22 protein-coding genes are annotated in these 25,534 nt (G+C 32.6%); 7 read left to right on the top strand and 15 right to left on the bottom strand.

Features of this window, described 5'->3' with window-relative positions:
* Positions 1 to 20 precede the first annotated feature (20 nt).
* Positions 21 to 692: a DNA alkylation repair protein gene (locus COE53_RS10915; RefSeq protein WP_098948043.1), complete on the bottom strand. Its 672-nt coding sequence runs from the start codon at positions 690 to 692 to the stop codon at positions 21 to 23.
* 187 nt (positions 693 to 879) lie between these two features.
* Between COE53_RS10915 and COE53_RS10910 the strand changes: the two genes are divergently transcribed.
* Positions 880 to 2,091, top strand: a complete 1,212-nt coding sequence (locus tag COE53_RS10910) for an MFS transporter (protein ID WP_098948042.1) — start codon at positions 880 to 882, stop codon at positions 2,089 to 2,091.
* Between the two features lie 217 nt (positions 2,092 to 2,308).
* Here COE53_RS10910 and katG read toward each other — a convergent pair whose 3' ends face one another.
* From katG to qoxA, 5 genes are all read right to left on the bottom strand, one after another.
* On the bottom strand, positions 2,309 to 4,492 hold the full coding sequence (gene katG, locus COE53_RS10905; protein ID WP_098948041.1) for a catalase/peroxidase HPI: 2,184 nt from the start codon (positions 4,490 to 4,492) through the stop codon (positions 2,309 to 2,311).
* Positions 4,493 to 5,401: 909 nt separating this feature from the next.
* A complete protein-coding gene (qoxD, locus tag COE53_RS10895) occupies positions 5,402 to 5,683 on the bottom strand; it encodes a cytochrome aa3 quinol oxidase subunit IV (RefSeq protein WP_069035468.1) in 282 nt (93 codons plus the stop codon).
* On the bottom strand, positions 5,680 to 6,279 hold the full coding sequence (locus tag COE53_RS10890; protein ID WP_056474257.1) for a cytochrome c oxidase subunit 3: 600 nt from the start codon (positions 6,277 to 6,279) through the stop codon (positions 5,680 to 5,682). The genes qoxD and COE53_RS10890 overlap by 4 nt, the downstream gene beginning before the upstream one ends.
* A complete protein-coding gene (qoxB, locus tag COE53_RS10885; protein WP_069035467.1) occupies positions 6,248 to 8,212 on the bottom strand; it encodes a cytochrome aa3 quinol oxidase subunit I in 1,965 nt (654 codons plus the stop codon). The genes COE53_RS10890 and qoxB overlap by 32 nt, the downstream gene beginning before the upstream one ends.
* Entirely contained in the window at positions 8,212 to 9,111 is a 900-nt protein-coding gene (gene qoxA, locus COE53_RS10880) for a cytochrome aa3 quinol oxidase subunit II (RefSeq protein WP_069035466.1), read from the bottom strand. Before qoxA ends, qoxB begins: the two co-directional genes overlap by 1 nt.
* A gap of 824 nt (positions 9,112 to 9,935) precedes the next feature.
* Here qoxA and COE53_RS10875 point away from each other — a divergent pair.
* The 3 genes from COE53_RS10875 (at position 9,936) to COE53_RS10865 (ending at position 12,566) form a co-directional block, all read left to right on the top strand.
* A complete protein-coding gene (locus tag COE53_RS10875) occupies positions 9,936 to 10,265 on the top strand; it encodes a DUF1904 family protein (RefSeq protein ID WP_069035465.1) in 330 nt (109 codons plus the stop codon).
* A 248-nt stretch (positions 10,266 to 10,513) separates the two neighbouring features.
* Positions 10,514 to 11,872, top strand: a complete 1,359-nt coding sequence (locus COE53_RS10870) for an arsenic transporter (protein ID WP_069035464.1) — start codon at positions 10,514 to 10,516, stop codon at positions 11,870 to 11,872.
* A gap of 28 nt (positions 11,873 to 11,900) precedes the next feature.
* Positions 11,901 to 12,566 carry a DUF2642 domain-containing protein gene (locus COE53_RS10865; protein ID WP_069035463.1) on the top strand — a complete coding sequence of 222 codons (666 nt, stop codon included), beginning with the start codon at positions 11,901 to 11,903 and terminating at the stop codon, positions 12,564 to 12,566.
* A gap of 113 nt (positions 12,567 to 12,679) precedes the next feature.
* Here the strand turns inward: COE53_RS10865 and COE53_RS10860 are convergent, their stop codons facing one another.
* From COE53_RS10860 to COE53_RS10840, 5 genes are all read right to left on the bottom strand, one after another.
* Positions 12,680 to 13,891, bottom strand: coding sequence for a DUF4097 family beta strand repeat-containing protein (locus COE53_RS10860; protein WP_098948039.1), 1,212 nt, complete (start codon positions 13,889 to 13,891; stop codon positions 12,680 to 12,682).
* Positions 13,888 to 14,343, bottom strand: coding sequence for a hypothetical protein (locus COE53_RS10855; RefSeq protein ID WP_069035461.1), 456 nt, complete (start codon positions 14,341 to 14,343; stop codon positions 13,888 to 13,890). The genes COE53_RS10860 and COE53_RS10855 overlap by 4 nt, the downstream gene beginning before the upstream one ends.
* Before the next feature lie 14 nt (positions 14,344 to 14,357).
* Positions 14,358 to 14,819 (bottom strand): hypothetical protein, encoded by a 462-nt coding sequence (locus COE53_RS10850; protein WP_091021988.1) that lies wholly within the window; start codon positions 14,817 to 14,819, stop codon positions 14,358 to 14,360.
* The gene (locus COE53_RS10845; protein ID WP_098948037.1) at positions 14,816 to 15,364 is read right to left on the bottom strand and encodes an RNA polymerase sigma factor; all 549 of its coding nucleotides are present in this window, start codon (positions 15,362 to 15,364) and stop codon (positions 14,816 to 14,818) included. Before COE53_RS10845 ends, COE53_RS10850 begins: the two co-directional genes overlap by 4 nt.
* 733 nt (positions 15,365 to 16,097) lie before the next feature.
* A complete protein-coding gene (locus tag COE53_RS10840) occupies positions 16,098 to 17,273 on the bottom strand; it encodes a CapA family protein (RefSeq protein ID WP_091021986.1) in 1,176 nt (391 codons plus the stop codon).
* A gap of 389 nt (positions 17,274 to 17,662) precedes the next feature.
* Between COE53_RS10840 and COE53_RS10835 the strand changes: the two genes are divergently transcribed.
* From COE53_RS10835 to COE53_RS10825, 3 genes are read left to right on the top strand one after another with little or no spacing between them, the layout of a single operon-like run.
* Positions 17,663 to 18,613 (top strand): AAA family ATPase, encoded by a 951-nt coding sequence (locus COE53_RS10835; RefSeq protein WP_098948036.1) that lies wholly within the window; start codon positions 17,663 to 17,665, stop codon positions 18,611 to 18,613.
* Positions 18,614 to 19,813 (top strand): DUF58 domain-containing protein, encoded by a 1,200-nt coding sequence (locus COE53_RS10830; RefSeq protein ID WP_098948035.1) that lies wholly within the window; start codon positions 18,614 to 18,616, stop codon positions 19,811 to 19,813.
* Positions 19,814 to 19,830: 17 nt separating this feature from the next.
* Positions 19,831 to 21,018, top strand: coding sequence for a hypothetical protein (locus COE53_RS10825; RefSeq protein ID WP_098948034.1), 1,188 nt, complete (start codon positions 19,831 to 19,833; stop codon positions 21,016 to 21,018).
* 411 nt (positions 21,019 to 21,429) lie between these two features.
* On the opposite strand, the gene menC is transcribed toward COE53_RS10825, so the two are convergent.
* The 4 genes from menC to COE53_RS10805 are packed head-to-tail and all read right to left on the bottom strand — an operon-like array spanning position 21,430 to position 25,437.
* Entirely contained in the window at positions 21,430 to 22,545 is a 1,116-nt protein-coding gene (menC, locus tag COE53_RS10820; RefSeq protein WP_098948033.1) for an o-succinylbenzoate synthase, read from the bottom strand.
* Between the two features lie 26 nt (positions 22,546 to 22,571).
* A complete protein-coding gene (locus tag COE53_RS10815; RefSeq protein WP_098948032.1) occupies positions 22,572 to 23,408 on the bottom strand; it encodes a GNAT family N-acetyltransferase in 837 nt (278 codons plus the stop codon).
* On the bottom strand, positions 23,383 to 24,558 hold the full coding sequence (locus tag COE53_RS10810; RefSeq protein WP_098948031.1) for an amidohydrolase: 1,176 nt from the start codon (positions 24,556 to 24,558) through the stop codon (positions 23,383 to 23,385). Before COE53_RS10810 ends, COE53_RS10815 begins: the two co-directional genes overlap by 26 nt.
* A gap of 24 nt (positions 24,559 to 24,582) precedes the next feature.
* Positions 24,583 to 25,437, bottom strand: coding sequence for a MurR/RpiR family transcriptional regulator (locus COE53_RS10805; RefSeq protein WP_069035451.1), 855 nt, complete (start codon positions 25,435 to 25,437; stop codon positions 24,583 to 24,585).
* Positions 25,438 to 25,534 lie beyond the last annotated feature (97 nt).

Here is a 25,534-nt window from a genome sequence, read left to right as displayed (position 1 = left end):
TTCCCGGAAAATCGACATATTTAACACTTCAATTTATCAATATATTTTAATCCCTCCCTTTTGCTTAAAGGTGACAAATTAGTTTGATTGATAAATAATTCAACCTCTTTAGGATTGATATAGGAATACTCTCTCAACGCCCAGCCTATTGCTTTTTGAATGAAAAATTCTTTGCTTTCTTTGAGTAGACGGCAATAATGAAATAAACGCTCCTGATCGGTTTTTTCCTTAAATTTCATTTGAAATAATAACGCGACTCTATTCAGCCACATATTATCCGAAGAGATCCACTTATTAGCATACTCATCAATTAATGCAGGATAGATTAAAAAGTGATAACTAATTAATCGCCCAGCAATTGTATCAACAGTATCCCACCAAGGCTTTTCGACTACTAGTTGTTCATATAATTTGATTCGTTCGGGCTCTGCTTTTTTATACTGCCGATCTAAACATGTTAATGCAATATATTGAAATTCTCTTTCCTCTAAGCTCCAAATATCAATTATTGATTCTAAATTCGGTGGTTCACCATTACTCTTTTGATACTGTCTCAAAAGTGCATTTCGTTCTGGTGCTTTAATTCCTAAAAATGTAAATCTATTTTTCATATAAGCTTCCATTGCAGGTCGATTATTATTATTTTTATGTTCTTTAAAAAATCTCATTAACTCAGTTGAATACTTGTCCATTCTACACTCCCTACTGAATAATCCATTATCATTTTAAAAAATTCATAGCTACTTATTAAATGCAATTTTAACCATTTCTTATATTATAAATGAGCATAAAGTTTATTGAAATGTGTATGAAGCAAAATTGTGTAAATTTTCCGAAGATTGGTTTATGATAGATAAGTCAATTAGAAAGGAGGCTATTATGCAACCAGCAGTTAATTCAAAGGTTATTAATCAGTCAACAATGTATCAAATTTTATTTGCAATCAGTTTAGGCCATTTATTAAATGATTCTATGCAAGCAGTTGTACCAGCCATATTTCCAATTTTAGAAAAGACGATGAATTTAACTTATACAGAAATTGGATTCATAGCCTTTGCGCTAAATATGACTTCCTCTGTAATGCAACCCGTTTTTGGGATTTTTTCTGATAAAAAGCCTTCACCATTTCTCCTACCGATTGGTATGGCGTCCAGTCTACTCGGAATGCTTTGCTTAGCATTTGCACCTAATTTAATTATTGTATTATTATCAGTTCTATTAATTGGTATAGGTTCTGCCATCTTCCACCCAGAGGGCTCAAAAGTAGCCTTTTTAGCGTCAGGTTCAAAAAGAGGACTCTCGCAAGCGATTTACCAGGTAGGCGGAAATACAGGGAACTCACTGGCGCCAATCTTTACAGCACTAATTTTCGTACCATTAGGACAAAAAGGTGCTGCATGGTTTACGATTCTAGCTGCCATTGGGATTTGTGTCTTAATTTACGTATCCACATGGTATCGAAATAAACTGAAAGAAAACCCTTTTAAATTAAAAAGTAAAGCTCAGTCTTCAAGTGAAAATATCAAAATTACATCAGCTGTAAAATTCTCTATTATACTACTAGTATTTATTACATTTGCACGTTCGTGGTACTCAGCAGGCATAGGTAATTATTATCAGTTTTACTTAATTAAAAGTTATGGCTTATCAATTAAAAGCACACAATTATATTTATTTATCTTTATGATTGCAGGCGTAATAGGTACTTTCATAGGTGGAACGTTAGCTGATCGTTTCGGTAAACGGAATATGATTTTATTTTCATTAGTTGGTACATTCCCATTAGCCTTACTTTTACCTCATATCTCTTTGCTAGCAGTTATTCCAATATTATTTTTAATTGGGATCATTAGTTCAAGTTCTTTTAGTGTAATTGTTGTTTACGCTCAAGAACTCGTCCCTGGAAAAGTTGGTTTAGTAAGTGGATTAATAGTTGGTTTAGCATTTGGAATGGGTGCTTTAGGAGCAGTATTATTAGGTGTAATTGCCGATGCAACTAGCTTAAATTTTGTAATGAATTTATGTAGCTTCTTACCACTATTAGGTTTAGTAGCTTTTATGCTGCCAAATGATCGAAAAAAATCAGCTTAAGTAGGAGAGTATTTTCCAAAAAGCTCCTTTAAACTGATTTTAATTTACACTCCAAAAGGCTGTCTATATGACCGCCTTTTGTTTGTAGACAATATACAAAAACTTAAGTTTAGATTGATCCATACAATCTGCTTGGGCATACCGAAAAAATCCTCCCTGATTGATCAGGAAGGATTTTTATTTACCTCATACTATTTCATATAGATTGTATATTTCCTCAACCGAGGTCGTAGCGGTCTGCATTCATGACCTTAACCCATGCAGCTATAAAGTCACGTACAAACTTCTCTTTGTTATCATCTTGAGCATACACTTCTACTATTGCTCGCAACACTGAGTTTGAACCAAACACTAAATCAACACTAGTAGCTGTACGTACTTTCTCACCCGTCTTGCGATCACGTCCTTCAAATACGTCTCCTTCTACTGGTGTCCACGCAATTCCCATGTCTAGCAAGTTTACAAAGAAATCATTAGTAAGTGTACCGACTTGTTCAGTAAATACTCCATGTTGAGTGCCATCATAGTTTGTACCTAGTACACGCATACCGCCTATAAGTGCAGTCATTTCTGGAGCAGTTAAGCCTAACAATTGTGCCTTATCTACTAATAGCTCTGCTGAATTTACACTATATTGTTTCTTTTGATAGTTACGGAATCCATCAGCAATCGGCTCTAGCACTGCAAAGCTTTCTAAATCCGTTTGCTCTTGGGTTGCATCGCCACGTCCTGGAGTAAAAGGAACTTTTACATCAAAACCTGCATTTTGTGCAGCTTTTTCTACTGCAGCACTACCACCAAGTACAATTAAGTCGGCCATGCTGACTTTCTTATGCAGATGGTTTTGAACGCTCTCTAATACATTAAGTACTTTTGAAAGTTGTTCAGGCTGATTTACTTCCCAATCCTTCTGTGGAAATAGTCGAATTCGAGCTCCATTCGCACCGCCACGCATATCTGAGCCACGGAATGTACTTGCTGAGGCCCAAGCAGTATTTACCAACTCGCTAATTGTAAGTTCTGTATCTAGAATCATTAATTTGATTTTTTCAACTTCTGCATCAGTTATTTCATATTCTGAGGCAGGTATAGGATCTTGCCAAATTAAAATTTCTTCTGGGACTTCTGGACCTAAATATCTTGAACGAGGCCCCATATCTCTGTGCGTTAGTTTAAACCACGCACGTGCAAAAGCATCAGCAAAATCTTCTGGATTTTCATGGAAACGACGCGATATCTTTTCGTATTCAGGATCAAAACGCAAAGCCATATCAGCTGTGGTCATCATTGTTGGAACACGAACGCTTGGATCTTCAGCATCAGGAGCAAGATCCTTCTCCTCAGGATTTACAGCTAGCCACTGAAACGCACCAGCTGGGCTCTTTGTAAGCCACCATTGATATTTAAACAATAGATCAAAGTAACCATTGTCCCACTTTGTTGGGTTTGCAGTCCAGGCACCTTCAATACCACTAGTAATTGTGTCACGACCTTTACCAGAGCCATGAGTGCTTAGCCATCCTAGCCCTTGGGAATGAACCGGAGCTGCTTCTGGTTCTGGACCAACATGAGCAGCATCGCCTGCGCCGTGAGCTTTACCAAAAGTATGTCCCCCAGCGATTAGTGCAACTGTTTCTTCATCATTCATTCCCATTCGGGCAAATGTTTCACGAATGTCACGACCACTAGCAATAGGATCCGGTTTACCATTTGGTCCTTCTGGGTTAACATAGATCAGACCCATCTGAACAGCAGCTAGTGGATTCTCTAGATCACGGTCACCCGTGTATCGTTTATCCCCTAGCCATTCGGTCTCAGTACCCCAGTATACGTCTTCCTCAGGATGCCAAACGTCTTCGCGTCCTCCACCAAATCCAAATGTTTTTCCGCCCATTGATTCAATAGCAACATTGCCTGTTAGTATAAATAAATCAGCCCAAGAAATCTTGTTACCATACTTTTGCTTAATCGGCCAAAGCAGTCGACGGGCTTTATCGAGATTCCCGTTGTCAGGCCAACTATTAAGTGGAGCAAAACGCTGTGTACCAGTTCCTGCCCCACCACGGCCATCCCCTGTACGATATGTACCTGCTGAGTGCCAAGCCATACGTATAAAGAATGGACCATAATGTCCATAATCAGCAGGCCACCAATCTTGACTGTTTGTCATTAGATTATGAAGATCCTGTTTAAGCGCTTGATAGTCTAACTTTTTAAATGCTTCTGCATAATTAAATTCTTCATCCATAGGGTTAGATTTTCTGTCATTCTGATGTAGAATGTTCAAATTTAACTGGTTTGGCCACCAGTCTTTATTTACTGTACCAGCCGATTTCGGAGTAGTAGTGCTACCATGATTAAACGGGCACTTTGCAATGTTAGAATTGTCATTCATTTCCATACTTTTTTCCTCCTTAAAAGTAAATAAATACCCAAATAATTATGTATCTTGTATTACCTATCAAACAAGATATGATTAATTATTATGCAATTATTATATTAAACTATTACATATAATAATAGAAATAACGCTTACAAATAAGATATTATTCACAACATTGTGAACAATTGATGACATTAACTTTTCTTGCGGAATACTTTGTCCTGTTCAAACCTTATCCCCATTGTTTTAATGTAATTGTTCATAAGTATAAACTCGAATATTTTTTATTACTTACTTCTACATTTAATACAAGACGACCTGCTATTAAATTTATTTACCTCTTTTTTATTTTTATATTAAACAATTTTGCTTTAAGTTTTGTAAGAAAATCAAAATTTACCTTTAAAAAAACGAAAAAAAAGCTCTTCGAATGTCGAAGAGCTTTTCAGTGTTGTTCAGATACAAAACGGTCTATAGGGAAATCAAAATTTAGTGAAATATTATTTATATTCGATTTCAATTTTTTAACATTTAAAATGTTAAAGTATTTAACTATTTTAATTAACCAACAAACTATGGTTATTGCTTTTTCGGAAATTTAAAATGTTTAGAGCAAAGTTTAGATATATGTTTTAAATGATTAGTTTATAAGTTGATTTTCAATCATTATTAACTTACAAACTGATAAAAATTCTGTTAGATTACACTATGTAAAGGCTATTTGATTAGGTTTATATCGTAAACTTTTTTTGATGAATTAGTTGATTGGAATGGAGGGATGCTCGACTCCTATGNNGCCCCATGGAAAGCGAGCATCCTGTAATGGAAATCAACAACTCTACTCCTTTACAAAAGTTTGATAATTAATTGACAAGATTGTTTTTTAACAGCTAAAAAGCTCTTCGAATGTCGAAGAGCTTTTAACTATTACATACCCCAAATTAATGTCCAAAGAGTACCGAAAACAATTGCTACTGCAATAAATACTGCGTAGCCTAAATTGATATATAATACTCCTTTATTTTCATTTTCATTCATATGCATGAAAACAATTAACTGAAGACCACCTTGTAATAATGCAGTTACAATTAAAATAATAAATGATACATTAAACGGTAAATTTAAATAGTAAACACTTAAAGCTATGATTGTTAGAACAAGTGATTGGATGAAGCCAACCACTTGATGCTTAGGGAATAATGCGCTCATCCAATCAGTCCTTTCACGTAAACAAAACTAAAGATAAAGATCCATACTACGTCTAAGAAGTGCCAGTATAATGAATAAATAAATGTTTTGTTTGCTGTAGTTTCTGTAATTCCCTCACGAGAAACTTGAATTAAGATTGCAATACCCCATAACATACCGAATGATACGTGGGCACCGTGAGTACCTAATAATACGAATAATGCTGATAATGCACCACTACTTTGGATTGTTGCGCCTTCATGAACGTAAGTAAAGAACTCTGTAATCTCTACTCCTAAGAAGACTGCTCCTAAAGCTAGTGTTAAAACAAGGAAGCTTATAAAAGCTTTTTTGTGATTTAATTTTATTGCGTTCACAACTAAACCAATCGTAAAACTACTTGTTAATAGGGCAAATGTTTCTATCATTACACCTTTCATCTCAAATAATTCTTTTTGAGTAGGTGCTGAACCAGTGTTATTCGCTAAAGTGAAGTAAACTGCGAACAATGTTCCGAATAAGGCAATCTCAGCTCCTAAAAATATCCAGAAGCCAAGAATCTTATTAGAACTTTCTTCACCTAGACTATACAGAGGCCTGCTGCTCATAATGATCACCTCGTAATTTTTTCTCTGTTTCAATAATCTCTTCTTTATGAATATGGAAGCCATGATCGCGTTGGAAAGAACGTGCAATTAAGCAAAGTGCGATTGGCACTGCAAATACAATCATTGGAACCCACCATTCAAATATTAAGAAGAAACCAAATGCCATAAATGCTGCACCTAAAATGAATGGTATACCGCTATTACTTGGCATATGAATATCTGTAATTTCACCTTCAAGTAATGATTTACCTTCTTTTTTAGCTTTCCAGAATGGATCTAAAGAATCAACTTTTGGAATTACTGCGAAATTATAAGGAGCAATTGGACTGCTTGTAGCCCACTCTAATGTTCTTGCATTCCATGGATCACCAGTTGTTTCTCTTGGTGCGTAACGTACACTGTAATAAATATTGTAAACAAGTAAACAGAATCCGATTGCTAACCCTACAGCACCAATTGTAGCAATCATATTTAATGGTCCAAAACCTGACTCAGCACTATAAGTATAAGTACGACGAGTCATACCTTTTAATCCTAATAAGAATAATGGGAAGAATGTTACGTTAAAGCTAACGATAATTGTCCAGAACGTAATCTTACCAATTTTTTCATCTAATTTGAAACCAAATACTTTAGGGAACCAGTAGTAAAATCCTGCGATTACCGCAAATACAGTACCTGGGATTAATACATAATGGAAGTGAGCAACTAAGAACATCGTATTATGATATTGGTAGTCAGCACTTGCCATTGCTAGCATTACACCTGTAACCCCACCGATTGTAAAAATCGGAATAAACGCTAGTGAGTACAGCATTGGAACGGTAAATTCGATCTTACCTTTTCTTAATGTAAACAACCAGTTAAATATTTTAACACCGGTTGGTATACTAATTGCCATTGTTGTAATACTAAAGAAGCCATTTACAACAGAACCTTGACCCATCGTATAGAAATGGTGAACCCACACAAGGAAACTTAAAGCAGAGATGGCAATCATACTGACAACCATGCTCTTATATCCGTATAAATTCTTCCTTGAGAAAGTAGCGATAATTTCACTATATATACCGAATGCCGGAAGAATAACGATGTAAACTTCAGGATGTCCCCAAATCCAGAATAAGTTCGCCCAAAGCATGTCATTACCATGTGCCATCGTAAAGAATTGAGTACCAAACTCACGATCAAACATCATTAATGCTAAAGCTACAGTTAATACTGGGAATGCGAATACGATAATAACGTTTGTAATTAAAATACTCCAAGTAAACATTGGTAATTTCATTAATTTCAAGCCTGGAGCACGCATTTTTAAAATTGTAACGATAAAGTTAATACCAGTCATTAAAGTACCTAGACCAGCAATTTGAAGCGAAATTGCGTAATAGTTATTCCCAACTCCTGGGCTGAATTCCTTACTAGCTAGTGGGAAGTAAGCTGTCCAACCAGCATCAGGTGATCCACCGATAACAAAGCTTAAGTTTAAAAGCATTGCACCAGCAAAGAATAACCAGAAACTTACTGCATTTAAGTAAGGGAAAGCTACGTCACGAGCTCCGATTTGTAAAGGAATAACGATGTTCATTAACCCAATAATGAAAGGCATCGCCATGAACAGAATCATAATTAAGCCGTGTGTTGTAAAAATTTCATTATAATGTTGTGCATCTAATATTTTTAAATCTGGTCCTGCTAACTGTGCTCTCATTAATAACGCATCTACTCCACCACGGAATAGCATTAATAATGCACACAGAATATACATTACACCGATACGTTTATGGTCAACAGTAGTTAACCATTCTTTCCATAAATAACCCCATTTTTTAAATTTGGTTAAACCAATTACAATAGCAAGAGATACAACAACGATACTCACCATTGCGCCATAGATCATTGGTTCACCTGTTACAAAAAAGTGATCCCATTTATAACCCATTATTTCATCCCCTCCATATTATCCATGTCATGGTGATCAGATGAATCCTTCATAGAACCATGTTGATGCCCTGCATTTTTACCTTCTGGAGCTGGTCTAAATTCTAAATGAGTCGAAGAATATGTCTTTCTACCTAAATGCTCAATTTTTAGTAATTTATTGAACTCTTTTTCTGTTAAAGCAGGAGCTGTTTCTTTAACGTCCTTAACCCAGCCGTTAAAATCCTTATTATTCATTGCTAGTACTTCAAATTCCATTCCAGCAAAGCCTTTACCATTGAAGTTACTGTTCTTACCTATATAAGAACCTTCATTTGAAGCAACAAAGTTTAATTTAGTTACCATGTCACTCATTGCATATTTTTGTCCACCTAATTGAGGAATCCAAAAACTTGTAATCGGACCAAATGAATAAAGTCGGAATTCAACATTTCTATTCGTTGGAATATTTACATAGTTAACTGTTTCAATTCCTTGTTCAGGATAAGAGAAATGCCATTTCCAGTTTGAAGAACTTGCATAAATAACAAGTGGCTTATCATTTTCATGTCCTTTTGGTACACTTTCAACTGCATTTGTTGTTTTAACAGTTACAACTGATAAAACTGCAACAATAATGATTGGGATGACAGTCCAAATAATTTCAAGTGTTTTACTTCCCTCTTCATGAGGAGGTTCGTAATCTTTTGGAAGTTTACTAGCACGATATTTATATAGAATAACAATATAAAGAATGTAAACTACTAGTAAAACTCCTAACATCATCAACATCGAGAAGATAATCGTATCTGCTTGCGTTTTAGCGACAGGACCCTTTGGATTAAGAACTGCAATCTTATCACAAGCACCCATTACTAATGCAACCAGCATGATCATCATGCCCATTAGAAATTTTTTCATTTCGCTCTTCCTTCCTATAACGTAAGTAAAAGTTCAAAATAGTTTTTTTGAATTATTTCTTAGATAAGTATTTTTATAAATTGTCACCAAAATGACAAACAATGTCCACAGTTATAGTAAGATACTTTAATTAAAAAAACAAACAATTAATTACCATTTTGAAAGGAAAAAAAGAGTGTTCACATTTTAGACATATTTGAAAATATGCTTTTTTCTAAAAAACCTATATATATCAATGGTTCAATCCAATTGCTCACTTATTCACAACGTTCACATTTTAGACAAATATTAGATTTTGATTAACTTTTTGTTCACATTTCCAAACTTACATATTAGTAAATTAGTATAATAATTTTTATAGAATTTTACGAAATAATCTGTATTTTCACACAAAAAAAATAACGCAGAATAATCTGCGTCAAAAAACAGGGTTATTAATTTGGTGAAGAGAAAAACTATTGTCCTAGCGCGTTCTTCTCTTCTTTAGGGTTTTTGGGGGTTCTAGGGTCGCAATTCACATTTTAATGTGTATACAAACGAAGAACTAAGAAAAACAATGGCTTGTTTCTTAAACTTCTTTTATTAATCTTAGATTACCACAACTGAAAATGATTATCAATACCAATTATTGGTTTTTTACCATCCACAGAATTACGCTGAATACCAAATGATCAAGATAATATGTTCATTAAGAACTGTGCAATCAAGGTATGATTCACGAAGCCAAATAAATATATTCCATGTAAATATCGTAAAACCCAATTTAGAAAATTAAACTAATTTAATTTTTGAGTTATAATGGGAGAAAAAAAGGTGGGACATTTATGCCTCAATTATTAATTAAAGGGATTTCAACTGATGATATTTGCAAAATTAGTAAGTCTTTAATCGAAGAACTTGCAGTGGTTTGTGAATGTGGAACTGATAATTTTACGATTGATTGTATCCATCCAACTTCAATTTTTAATGGTGAAATTGTAGAAAGCTTTCCATTCATTGAAGTAAAGTGGTTTGAACGTGGAGGTGAAACTAGAGATCGTTTCGCAGCTACAATCGAGAAACATATTAACACATTGAAAATTCCTGAATTTGAAATTGCTTTTATTACATATCAAGAAGATTGTTATTATATAAATGGAAAGAAATTTTCATAATGATATTTCAAAATAATTTAGGTCAGCGTAGCAGCTGACCTTTTTCTTTTGGAAAATTGAGTTTTTTCGGGGCATGTGTACCTATAGGACGATGTCATTTCGGGACATTTCAACTATGTGGACAAATATACAAACTAAAAAAAATGGTCAATTGACTAAGTACATGATTAGTAAAATTGAATATTAGTATATTAATCGGACAAGTAGGACTCAAAAAAATACTACCGATTAGAGAAAGGTGAATGAAAATGAATTTTGAAATTGCAATGACAGCATTTGTTTTCATTATGACAATGGCTGTCATATTCTGGAGACCAAAAGGAATTCATGAAGCATGGCCTGCTTCAATTGGGGCTATAATCATTCTAGTAACTGGAATTGTTAGCCGACACGATTTATATGACATTATAACGAAAATCGGTGGAGCTTCAATTACAATTATAGCAACAATTGTTATGGCTGTTATTTTAGAGAGCTTTGGCTTCTTTCATTGGTCAGCAGCTCGACTAGTTACATTGGCCAAAGGTTCTAGTTATCGATTATATTGGTACATTCAATTACTATGTTTTTTAATGACGTTACTTTTTAATAATGATGGTAGCATCCTCATTACAACACCTATACTAATAATTCTTTTAAAAAATCTACGCTTAAAACCACATCAACAAATACCCTACCTATTATCAGGTGCATTAATTGCAACTGCTTCAAGTGCTCCAATTGGCGTAAGTAATATCGTGAATTTAATAGGTTTAAAAATCGTACACATGCCACTTTATATGCAACCCTTAATGATGTTTGTACCTACAATGTTAGGCTTATTATTTATGTCGATTATGATGTATTTCGTATTAAAAAGTAAATTTCCAGAAGTGTTACCCGCTTCAACAAATGATATTGAAGAATCCTTTTTTATTAAAAATTTTCATCCGTTAAAAAGTAAAATTTCTGTTGAAACAAAAAGAAAAAGAACAAAGTTTATGCTTAAAATTTTAACTTTTGTATTTGTTATGAGATGTTTACTTTTTGTTGCATCCTTTATTTCAATACCAATTGAAATTGTTGCTGTACTAGGTTCCCTTATTTTACTTATATGGAGATGGTACCATTTAAGAACAAATCCTGTAGATATCTTAAAAAAGACACCATGGCAAATTCTTTTATTTGCATTCTCAATGTATGTAATTATTTACGGACTCCATAATGTTGGTCTAACTGATTTTATTGTAAAAGAAATTGAACCAATCGTTAACCAGGGACTTTTTAATTCTACTTTGGCAATGGGTGGATTAGTAAGCGTTTTGTCAAATCTTTTTAACAATCACCCTGCCCTTATGATTGGCACAATCAGCCTAACTGAAATGGGACTAGATCCAGTGACACTAAAAGCAATCTATCTTGCTAATATAGTTGGTAGTGATATAGGGTCGCTACTGTTACCAATTGGAACATTAGCATCATTAATTTGGATGCACATTTTAAAGGAAAATAAAATTAAAGTAAAATGGAAGGATTATTTAAGCGTCACTATAATTGTGATTCCATTAACAACAATTATTTCATTAATATTATTATTTTATTGGATACAATTATTTTTTGCCCATTAATTTAATTACCCTTTAGGAGGAGATCTACGTGAGTGATGTATCTACATTGCTTGGAGAACAAGTCTCTGTAAGATTATCTGGAGATGTCATATTCGAAGGAATTCTTACTGATTTAGGACAAGATATTTTAGTGCTTTTTAACGGCATAAAATATTATTATATCCCTTGGATGCATATCCATATGGTATATCAAAACAATGAATTAAAAGAAAAAATAGATAACCCTAATGAACCATCCATTACACAAGAAATGGAGACAATTTCATATCGTAAAATTTTACTAAATGCTAAAGGAATATTTTCAGAAATTTATGTAACTGGTAATATAACTTTTCATGGTTATATTATGAACGTATTAAATGATTATCTTGTATTTTACTCACCTGTATTTCATACAATGTATATTTCTTTATCACATTTAAAATGGATCACTCCATATAACCATAGAGTGGTGCCATATAATTTAACAAATGAGACACTAGGGGTACATCCATCTACTACACCTTTACACAGGTCTTTAGAAATTCAGCTTAGAAAAGAAATTGGAAAGCTTGTTATTTTTGATGGTGGAACAGATCCAATGAAAATTGGGCTTTTAAATAAAGTAGATAATAATCAAATAGAACTTTCCGTTGCGAGTGGACAAAATGTTTATCTAAAACTGGGACATATTAAATCTGTACACTTACCTTAGCTGGATATAACCTTTGATACAAAATGTATTTAAAGGTTTTTTTTGTAAAAAAGCAAATACTAATACGTCTTTAGTAAAAAAAGCCCCATACAATATATGGGGCTTTTACTCTTCTAATCTTTATTTACATAAATTGATCCATTTCTCGTTTTTAAATTAAGTTGATGTTCGCCACTTCCAACCATCGCCTTATTGGTATGATTTTCATCTTTATTTTTCATTTTCCATCCAATATTTCCACTAAAACTTCCATCATTTGTTTCCGCATTGATCGTTAGATTGTTATCCTTTAGCAAATCGATTTGAATTTCGCCATCATCAGAAGAAATTTTACTTTCACCATTTAATAATGCATTCTCAACATTAATTGCACCATTATTTGTTTTTGCGTTTACATTACCTTTATAATCTCGTAAGTTAATCTCTCCGTCATATGTCGTAATTTCACTTGTTCCTTCTATATTTGCATGTTCAATCGAAATGCTTCCATCTCTTGTAGTGGAATTTAAATAACCAGACATATTTTTGATTGTAATTTCACCATCTCTCGTTGCAATTTCACTATCACCTTTTAAATTTGCATTCGTTAAGCTGATCGAACCGTTTCTAGTTTTTGCAACTAAGTTACCAGTAACATTCTCAATATTAATTTGCCCGTCATTTGAATTAATGACTGTTTCATTGTCTTTATTTGATAAATTGATAGAGCCATTTTTTACATTTATATTCGTTAAAATGCTTTTAGGCAAATCAATATTTAGATGGGAGCTGTCATCCTTAAAGTGGAAAATCTGATGGTCATCATTACGAATCTCGATAATCAGTTTATCACCAAGTGTTTTTACTGAATAATAATCAGATACTTTTTCACTATCTTCTTTATCACGATCCGGAACTCTTATATTACCATTTACGTTTACTGAACTAGTATCAGTTCCATTTACACTGATTTCACTATTATTAGCGTTAATAATAACTTCATTAATTGATGAAGTGATCGTTTTCGAATCATTTATTTCAATATCTTTAGATTTGAATGTATAACCAATTTCTTTGACAAACAAATGACCAATACTAAATAGTAATGAAACAACCATCATTATTATAAGTAAAAAAATACTAAATCCATGAAAACGGAGTGTTTCTTCTTTTCTTACTAAATTGAATAGTAGTATTTCAATTCCTAATAAAATACAAGCAACTGGCCATGCATTAATAAGAAGCTTCGAATAAGGAATTGAAATAAAATTTTGTAAAAACCATAGTAAACCAATTGCGATTAAAATGATTCCCGCTGTTATAGTGCCAACCTTCCAATTCCTCATACTTCTTTTTTCGACTTTCCAGTTAATAATTTAATACCAAGACCGACAAAAACAATACTGATTAGTAAATTTTGTACTAAATTATAGTCGATAAAGATATTGTAATGTCTAGAAATATAATCAGAAGTGTTCTCTAATAAAGATAAACAACCAAAACCAATTAATACCCAACCAATTAAATACTTATTAAATTTAAATTGATGATGTAAGATAGGCTCATCTACTAATTCAATATCCTCACGATATTTACTATGATATTGAAGTGCATCAAAGTAGCTATAAAATACGATGACTGGTATAAAAAATCCAAAGCTTGAAATTAGATGGGTTAAAAATACTGTGCCGAAAAATAACAGCATAAACTGCAATCCTCGACTCATTAATCCTAAATAAAAATGGCCAAGACCAGGTAAGATTGATAATAAATAAACTAATTTTTTACGTTTTTTCAATGTTTGTACCTCCATTATTTTTTATTTCCTTTCAAAATTTTTGGAATTGGAATTGATAATTTAATTTCTTCACTTTTTTCAATTAACGAAGACGTCTGATCAATCGTTTGTACAACGTGACGATTGGAATTTGTAATCCGTTCAGTTAATTGAAATTGGAAGAATAAAAATGTTGCTGCAGCAGCCAACACTAAATGGATTAAGCGAACTTTTTTTGAATTCGTTTTAGATTTATTTTCATTTGTTTTTTCCGTAATTTGTATTGATTCAGTTTGTTTCATTATTTCGTTCACTAGATCATCTGAAAAATGAAATTCAGGTGGATTCATCCATTCCTTGTCTAATTCATTTAAAAGTTCAAGCTCCGCCTGGCATGAGATACATTCATTTAAGTGCTGTTCAAGCAAAAGAGATTCTTTATTTGAAAGCTTCTTTTGTTGATACGATAATAATTGGTCAGAAGTTAAATGTTTCAAATGATCCCTCCTTTATGCTTGTCTTTAATTAATCGTTTAGCTCGATATAAACGTGATTCTACAGTATTAACGGCTACATTTAATTTCAAAGCTATTTCCCCATAAGTAAGTTCTTCAAAATAATATAATTTCAATACATCGCTATATGCCTGTGGCAATTCAATTAAATATGAATGAATAAGTTCTTTATCAATCGTTTTTAGTAAAGCTTCTTCAGGTGATAATAAATTCTCTTCTGGTAAAGTAGAAAGTAATTCACTAGTTTCATTTTCCTGTTGTTTTACTTGTTTTCTTTTAAAATCAATTGCTTTATTCATTGTAATTCGATAAATCCATGTGGCAAAACTAGATTCTCCGTTAAAGTTTTCGAGAGAACGATACAATTGGAGAAAGACTTCTTGCGAAATATCTTCAGCATCCTTTTGGTTATTTGAAACTTTCAATGCTACTGCAAATACCTTTGATTGGTATCTTACGATTAATTCTTTAAATAGTTGATGATTCCCCTTTACTATATTCCTTACTAATTGTTCATCCGACTCCATTGCATCACCTCTTTTCCTCTTCCATAACTTTAGACGAAGACAAATTTAAAAACCCTGCAAAAAAATAAACAATTTTTTAAAAAAGTTTTTCAAAAGATTTTTTCCTAGTTGAAATGTACGCTAAAAATCATTAAAACAATTATTAAGTAGTTTGTGAGAAAATACTTATTTAATGAATAGAAAAAAAGCTTATATTGTGGCATATAAGCTTTCCGGATTGTTTCGTCAGTAGTGAAGATTATTAGATGTAAAATTTTAATGTAAAAATTTATGTAATCAAACATTTTTTTGTAATTTTTTTGTGCTTGAACTGATTTTATTTTGTTTTGGTCAATTCTTCATCTACTTTAATTGTGAATTGCCTTGTTTATTTGCGATTCTCTGATTTTAATTGCGATTTGTATTTTTTATTTGCGATTCTCTGATTTTAATTGCGATTTGCCTTTTTTATTTGTGATTCTCAGATTTTAATTGCGATTCGCCTTTTTTATTTGCGATTCTCTGATTTTAATTGCGATTTGCCTTTTTTATTTGCGATTCCTAGATTTTAATTGCGATTTGTATTTTTATTTGCGATTCTCAGATTTTAATTGCGATTTACCTTTTTTATTTGCGATTCTAAGATTTTAATTGCGATTTGCCTTTTTTATTTGCGATTCTCAGATTTTAATTGCGATCAGACTTTTTATTTGCGATTCTAAGATTTTAATTGCGATTTACCCATTTTACCGTTTTAATTTTGAACCTCAGGAATACTTTTTAAATCCTTAATATTTGTTCGCATATGGTTCATTATTTCGTTGTATCTCATTTTGCCATTTTTTAGATTAACTTCATTAATATTTTCCAAAGACATAATTTTAAAATTGCGATTATCACGATAGTAATTATAAGTAGGAAAAAAACTTGGATTTTCTAGTTCAATTTTTACATTTTGATCAGTTCGAGTTTTAACCACATCAATTGTACCCATTCCACCAATTAACTCATAAATTTCATCTTGAGCTGATAAGTAATTTCCTAATGAATAAAAAACAATTGATTTATTCCCCATTTTTCCAGTGATCCATGCCGGCGGTTGCAGGACGTGTGGATGATTTCCAATAATAATTTGAACTCCCATATCAGCCAATTGTTTTGCAAGATTCTTTTGGGTATTGTTTGGCATTCTTTCATATTCAATCCCCCAATGCATAGCAACTACTACTACATCTGATACTTTCTTTGCCCTTGCAACATCACTACGTATTTTGGCAAGGTCGATCAAATTTACTAAATAATCTTTTCCTTTAGGAACGGGAATCCCATTTGTACCAAATGTGTAAGCAAGAAATGAAAATCGAATATTATTTTTATTTATCACTCTAATTTGGTCATGATCTGCTTGTGATTTAAAAGCCCCTGTATATGGCATATGAATAGCGTCCCAATGGGAAATTGCACTTCGTATAATTTTTTCACCTCGATCAAGCGAATGATTATTGGCCAGTGTTACAAAATCAACCCCAGCCCCTTTGAGTGCATCTCCAACCTCATATGGACTGTTAAACGCTGGATAAGTAGATAATCCGAATTGCTTTCCCCCAATCATCGTTTCTTGATTTGCTACTAAAATATCTGGCTTTTCCATCGTTTTTCTAACTTCATCAAACATTTTATTAAAGTTATATACACCATTAGGAAGCCTAGCATCTTCATATACTTCATTATGAATTAACAAGTCACCCACGGCACCAACAGTCACCTTTGTAACTTCCTGATTTATTTTTTTTATAGGCTCTTTTGGCTCTTTAACTTGTTCTGTATTTTGTTTATCTTCTTTTACTTTTTGTTCATCTTGATTATTTTTTGTACACCCGCAAACTAAAGCAAAAAAGCAGGTAGCTAATACTATCATTATTTTTTTCATCTTTTTCTCTCCTGTTAAAGCGAGGTTCAATGGAATGCATGGTATAGGAAAAGACAAAACAATCCGGAACCTTTAATTAATCATATTTTTATCATCATCATCATTTAATACTCTTTATGATTCTTAAAAACTTTAGTCTGTCACTGGCGTTTCAGAATTTCCGTCTTTTAAGCAATTTCCATTTTTTAGCAAACAAACATTATATTCTACAGTGTTTTTTTTTAAATATCAACTAATATTTATTGTTCTCTTTAATAGATTTTAAAAATTGAGAATTATTGGACTTTACTATTGTTTAACTATTAAAATAATAGCATATTCTACAATTTTTTCGATTTTTAAATAGAATTAATAATGCTTAAAACGTTTTAAAAGATAAGGAGAGAACTATGAATAGATCAGTAAAGTTATTGGAATTAAAGAAAGAGATTAGTCACGTGATAATTGGTAAAGAAGATGTCGTTGAAATGATTTTCATTGCTCTTATTAATAATGGGCATATTCTATTGGAAAGTGTCCCTGGTACTGGAAAAACACAGTTAGCTAAAAGTTTTGCCAAAACGATTAACGGTTCATTTAAAAGAATTCAATTTACTCCAGATTTATTACCTAGTGATGTAACAGGTATTCAATTTTTTCATCCAAAAGAACAAGACTTTCAACTTCGAATCGGTCCTGTTATGACGAATATTTTATTAGCAGATGAGATTAATCGTGCTACACCTAGAACCCAGGCTAGTTTATTAGAAGTAATGGAAGAACGCCAGGTAACAATCGATGGAGAAACGATTCCTCTCCCAAATCCGTTTATCGTGATAGCAACCCAAAATCCTATTGAATCACAACAAGGTACATTTCCATTACCTGAAGCACAAATGGATCGATTTTTCATGCAAATTAGTTTGAAATACCCTACATTTGAAGAGGAAAAAAGTATTATGAAGTCTTATCGTTCAAATACTCCATTTTCGAATTTAAAAAATGTACTAACTTTAGAAGAAATTGATGAAATGAAAGAACAGGTGAAGACTGTTACAATTTCGGAAGAAGTAGAGGATTATATTTTAAACATTATTCATAGTACAAGAAATCATGAAGATATTCAACTCGGCATTAGTCCTCGTGGTACATTGGCACTAATGAGAGCTTCACAAGGTAAAGCATATATAAACAATAGATCATTCGTCACTCCACAAGATGTGAAGGATGTTGCGATTTATCTCCTTTCACACAGATTAGTCTTGACCCTTGAGGCATCCATAAAGAAAAATGCTACACAAGTTATAGAATCAGTTTTAAATCAAGTTGAAGTTCCTGTAGAAGCTGGAGCTGGTCAATAAATGACTTGGAATAAAGAAATACATGGCAAAAATTCACTTGATATCTTAATTATTTTCGGGGTCATATTTCTAATCATTAATGTCTATCAATCTTCTTATTTATTAATGTTTTTAGGAGGATTTTTAATCATTATTAGTTTGATGAGTCGATACTATTTAAAACATATTGCTGATCACCTTGTCATCGAAAACGACAAGGAACCCATTCGAGTTTCCGTCGGAGAGCAATTTAATTTACCTATTAAGATAACCCAGAATCATTGGTTACCAATTATTAACGCAACAGTTCGAATAAAATTAGAACCTATAGTAGAAAGTATAAATTTTAAAGCAGTTAGTAGCGATTCAAATTTAGAACTAATGATCCCAATTCAACTAAAAGGTAATGAAACGATTCAGATTACATTACCGCTTTCAGCTACTAAACGTGGAGTTACTAGAATTAAACAAGTAGAATTAAAAATTTCAAATTTCTTTAGTTTAGGCTATCTATATTTGACCTATAAACCATTTTTACATAAAGAAATTATTATTTATCCTACTTTAATTCCTGTACCTCAAATTGATCAAATAATTTCAACTAACTCATATGGTAGTTTTGTAACAAATACTAGTATGTTTGAAGATTTTCTAGCTCCGATTGGAACAAGAGACTATGTCTATTCGGACTCATTTCATCGAATTCACTGGAAAGCTAGTGCTAAAACTCAAGTTCTTCAAACGAAAATTTATGAAAAAACTGCTGACTATTCAATTACATTTATTATCAATTTACGAGATACTCATCATGATAATTTTAGATTAAGTATCATTGAAAACATCGAATCAATTGCTAGTAATATTGCCTTTATAGTCCAATACGCTGCATTAAAAAATATTAATTATGAAATATTCCTAAATTTGAACATGGAAAGTGGCGTTCCTGTTTATCATTTACCAATTGGTGGAGGTAAAGCTCAACTAGGTAAAACTTACGATATTCTTGCTCGAGTTAATGGTGCAAGAATGACTCAGCCGATTGATCGATTACTACATTACGTAGAAAAGCAACAACGAAAATCTCCTGTAATTATTTTATGTGGCCCGTTCGGCAAACATGGAGATCGATATTTCACTCAAATGCGAAAACGTGGCCAAAGCATCTATTATCTACAAGATGATTTAGAAAGTCCAAAGCTTGTTCCATTTGGACAACATTAAGTCGAAAGGATAATGAAATGATTTTACGTTTACTTTCTACATACTTTTTTTCATTAGAATATCTATTACTCTATTTAATCGTTCTATTTATATATGAATCAAAAAATCAACTGCCACCTACTTTGGCAATCATTTGTATTTTTATGATTGGAAATCTATTCTTACATTACTCATTACGAAAGGCTCAAGTATCACGAGTTATTCCGTTTCTAGCAGCCATTATTTCTGGAGGAATCAGTTATACTCTTGGCTTAAATTCAGTGACATCTATTTTATGTGCTAGCTTTATCTATTTTCGACTTGAAGCTTTTCTTAAAGACACTTCGTTATGGATCGAAGAACGAAATAAATTACAAATCACTTTTTATTTAACGAGTTTGATCGTCCTCTTTTTTGGCTGGACTTCACATTACTCTCATATGAGTTTGATATTATGGATCATAATCATTTTTACAATTCTATTTAGTTTAGGTAGATATTTTCAACAAGCTGTCACTACCCAAACTATTAATAACTATCGAGGAATCATAGGATCAATTAGTATAGCAGTACTGCTTACTGGTACCATAATGTTAATATTACCGATCTTAAAGTGGGCGATTTTTAAATTACTGGACGGTTTATTTAGTGCAGTTGGATTTTTAGGAACTCCTTTCTTTAACTATGTAGATCACATCACTATAAAAGAGAAAAAAATTAAGCTAGGTCAAAATTCAAGTGCTGAAGATAAAATCCCACAAAATATACGTAATCACCATTACATTTTAGAGTCGACTCCTACTTGGTTATGGTTATTATTACTGATGATCGTTTTAATCGTAATTTGGCTAGTTATAAGAAAGCTTACTTATATACGTAATGAAAAACATACTGCCAAACAAGAAATCAGCATCGAATATAATGCAATACCAGAACACAAGAGGAAAAAAAGACGATTTTTCAAACACTCTGCTCCAACAGAGCAAATCAGAAAACTAATCTTCCAACTTCAAAAATACGCCTCTAAATACAAGATGGGGCGAAACCAAAATGAAACATTAAAAGAGTGGTTGGAGCGAATACAAATTCCGAATGAAGATGAACTAATTAATGCATATAACTCGGTTCGCTATGGTAAAGGTGAAATAAAGGATATTGAGAAGTACGAAGAACAAGTGAAAAGAATCAAGGAAAAGATTAAAAGCAAGATTAAGGAAGAAGATTAAGAACAATTAAACCCAAACCTTTTATTTAGGTTTGGGTTTTCAAGCTTTTGAAAATGTTGTGACTACGAATAAATCTGTGTAGTGCAATTAAATATGCTATTACTGCAATTAAATCTGTTCAAGTGCAATTAAAGTAGCCATAACTGCAATTAAATTTGGCAAATCCGCAATTAAAAAAGTTAAATCTGCAATTAAAACTTTAAAAACTGCAAATTAAGCTTGGTATCATGAGAAAATAGTTTATCAGATTCGATAAAATAGAAGAAATAACTATAATTTGAATAAGAATCATTCAAAACTAAACATTATCCAGTAAAAGTAAGGTTGATTTGAAGTTTATATCAAAATTATTATCACGAAAAAAACACAAACCATAAATTTAGGTTTGTGTCCCCTCCATCCCCCTTGTATTTAATTCTTATTGTAAACTTTCGTACTGATTGTATATTTTTCAATATTTTGAATGTGTGGGTCGTACCCGATACCTGGTTTTGTTGGTACGGTGATCATTCCATTTTCTACAGTTACTTCTGGTTCGATTATGTCTTCTGCCCAGTATAATGCAGATGCCGCAGTGTCTCCAGGTAGAATGAAGTTCGGTAATGATGTGATTGCAATATTATGGGCTCTTCCAATTCCTGATTCTAGCATTCCACCGCACCATAATGGAATTCCATTTTCCTGGCATAGATCATGTATTTTTCTTGATTGAGTTAGTCCCCCAACTCGACCAATTTTAATATTAATAATTTTACAGCTTACTAGCTTTATTGCTTTTCTAGCATCTTCTAGTGAGTGAATACTCTCGTCTAAACAGATTGGCGTTTTCATTCTTTCTTGTAAATCTGCGTGATCGATAATATCGTTGTATGCAAGTGGTTGTTCAATCATCATTAAATTATAATCATCTAATGCAATTAATTGATCCATATCAGATAATGTGTATGCTGAATTAGCATCCGCCATTAAAGGAATAGTTGGATAAACTTTTCGTACTTTATCAATCAGTTCAAGATCCCAGCCTGGTTTAATTTTTAATTTAAATCTCTTATAGCCTTCTGCAAGTCGGTTTTCGATAATGTTAATTGTTGAATCGATTGAATCTTGAATTCCAATGCTTACTCCTACTTCGATTTCCTTTTTAGTTCCACCTAACGCAGTTGAAAGTGAGATATTTTCTTGCTTAGCATAAAGATCCCAAATTGCGCCTTCTATGGCAGCTTTGGCCATATAGTTCCCACGAATATGTGAGAAATACTTTTCGGAAATTTCGTCTGGATGGTTAATTTCATTATTTAACACGATTGGAATTAAATAATCTTCTAGAATATGCCAATTTGTTTTTAAAGTTTCTTCATTATAAAGCGGATCAAGCATAGCAACTGATTCAGCCCAACCTGATATTCCGTCTTCGCTTATCGCTTCTAATAGAATAAATTCACGGTCATATTCAGTACCAAAGCTCGTTGTAAATGGATGCAATAAATCTAGCTTCATATGGCGTAATATTATTTTTTTAATTTTCATTTCCGAACTCTCCCTTATTTTCCTTTTTATTTTTTTAGTACATAAAAATGAACTGGCATTTCCGAGTCTGAATTCTTATAAAATCCACTGACTTTCCATCCGCTTTGAAATAATTTTTTAAAGGACTCTCTAGTAAGCATTCGCCACTGGGTTGCAATTTTACTATTCGTTTCTCTAATTGTTCGGAAATCCTTTGGTACTGCAACAAAGGCTAGATCGTTATTATCTAGGGAATCATTTTTAATCGGCACTGGTAATCCGTCATTATTTTCTTCCCATTTAATAAGCGAATTTTTAACTGCTTCATCTAGTTCAAATGGTCTCAAATTCTCCTTTTCCTCTTTTGCAATATACCATTCAACTAAAAAACGATCAGATGGAATTCCACTATTCAATAAGTCTTCCATTTCTCCATAGCAGTTTTCAATATACGTACTACAAACTCCACCTAACTTAGAAATATTTAAATAGCCATTTGCGGTTTCTAATGGATCATAAGTCCAAGTAATCAATTTATAGCCGAGTTTAAGCGCTTCTTCTCGCTGGGCAATTTTAAGTAGTTTTCCAATCCCTTTATTACGAAATTCTTGATCAATTCCAAGCATATGAGAACAAAGATAAACATTTTGTCCATCATAACCAGGAAAACTATATTGAAATCCAATTAGTTTATCGTCAAAATATGCACCTAAAACTAAGCCACCATTTTTTGCAGCTGTAATTGTTTGATGCGTGGGAATTGAATCTTCAAAACCCCAAATTTTAGATTCTAGTTCTCGTACCTGCCCCATTTCTTCGATGGAATGTAGAGCACGGATCTTAATTCCTGTATTAACTTCAGAATGATTCAGTTTGTTTAGCATTTGCCTCACCTCTTAATTGTTCTTGTTCTGATGCTAATAAAACCGTTTGAGTTAAAATTTTCGCTCCATAATGAAGTGCTTCTAAATTAAAACTCATATGAGGATGATGTAACCCCGGAGTTAATCCACATCCTAAACCGACCATTGTAGCCGCAATTTGAGGATATTTATTTGTATAGAAATGGAAATCCTCACCACCATTTGAAATGCATTCAGGCACTAAGTTTTCATGTCCGATCACTTCAGCAATGGCTCTTTCGGTAATTTTTATTGCCTGCTCGTTTTGTACGGCCGCTGGAACAAACTCTTCCATAGACCACGAAATTTTAGCTTTTGTTTCAATCATCGTTTCCTCAAAAACCTCTACAGTGCGGGCGTTTAATTGATTCATAATGTCATTTGTTTGCGCTCTAACATCAAGTGAAAACTTTACCGTTTCTGGTATCGTATTTGATGCTTCATTTTCAGTTTGAATTTGGGTCATTTTAATCGAATGAGGGATATCCGTATTTATATTTATTCGTTTTAATTTATTGACTATTTCAGCAGCTACTTCAATCGCATTAATACCATCTTGTGGTCTAGATGCGTGAGCCTGAATCCCTCGAATTGTGCCTTTAATCGTTTCAGCAGATCCATGTATGATTACTGGAGATGCCTTTTGAAAAGGTACTTCTCTTTCTGGTCTTAAGTGTACGCCAAACAATGAAATGACATTGTCTAATGCACCATCTTCCATCATTTGAAGAGCTCCTTCACCTTTTTCTTCGGCTGGCTGGAAGATAAATCGAATCGTATGTTTTGGCTTTATACCACTTGCAGATATCGCCAACGCTGCATATAAAACCATCGTACTATGAGCATCATGACCACATGAGTGGTTTGCCATCACAACACCATCAACTTCTTGTACTAGTGCATCCATATCAGCTCTTAGCGCAACAACTGTATCGTTTTGCCCCTTAATTTCAGCAATAAATCCAAAATGATTTTTAAACGTTTTAATCTCAACTTCTGCATAATTTAGTCGTTCTCTTAAATACTTTGCTGTTTTTTCTTCGTGCCAACTAGGCTCAGCTAGCTTATGTAAATCCTGGTAAGTTTGTAAAATAGTTTCTTTATTATGATCTAGATAAGATTGTGGATTCATACGATTTTCTCCTAACTGTTTTTTCTATTCTATAAACACTTCATAGGTAGAATAAATTTTTTCCAATTTTTGTTGATACATTTGAATTCTTTTTTGGTCTTTTTCATATAATCCCGCAATCACTAAATTTAATAGACTAATAACTGATGCTACCGAGTTAGAACCACTTTCCACATTTTCTTCTGTAGTTAGAACAATATCTGCAATTCGTCCAATTGGTGATAATAATCGATCTGTGACTGAAATTAAACTTACTCCATTTTCTTTCGTACATTCTGCAATTGTTAATGTTTCCTTTGCATACCTTGGAAAAGAAAATGCAACAACAACTGATTTTTCTGTTAAATTACAAAACTTTTCATAAAAGTCACCTGCTGGAGAACAATACAATACGTTACTTCTAATTGAGCTTAACGTATTCGAAAACCAGTATGCAGCTATATGAGATACTCGATGACCAACTATTAACACTTGATCAGCGTCTATAATTGCTTCAATAGCTTTTGAAATTTCCTTAATATTTGAAGGTTGTAATAAATTTCTTAAAATATTTACTTCATTTTCGATAATTTTTGTAAAAGTATTTTGTCCTTCTGCATTTTTTAACTCTTCTTTTTCTTTTATATAATCGGCTTTATTTAAATGAAGAAACTCATTTTGAACACATAACTGCATATCACTGAAGCCTTCAAATTCGAGTGCATATGAAAGTCGAATGACCGTTGTTTCACTTACTTCAGCTTTTTTTCCAATTTGATAAGCCGTTTTAAAAGCACATTCCTCAAGATTTTCAATCATATATGTCGCTACTTTTTTTTGCCCTGGTGATAATTGTGAAAATTTTTCCTTAACTAACAATTTAAAATTAGGTCGCTCCATTATTTTTTAATCCTTCCAGTGTTGAAGTTTATCCTTCATTAATTTTAAAAGTTGCAGTCAATACTTCTTTTTCTTATACATTATCATATCCCTAAAT

Origin of the sequence: Bacillus sp. AFS029533 (assembly GCF_002585125.1) — a bacterium.
Classification (GTDB): Bacteria; Bacillota; Bacilli; order Bacillales; family Bacillaceae_G; genus Gottfriedia; species Gottfriedia luciferensis_B.
Note: the sequence above shows the minus strand (reverse complement) of the source record. Positions and strands in the feature narration are given on the sequence as shown.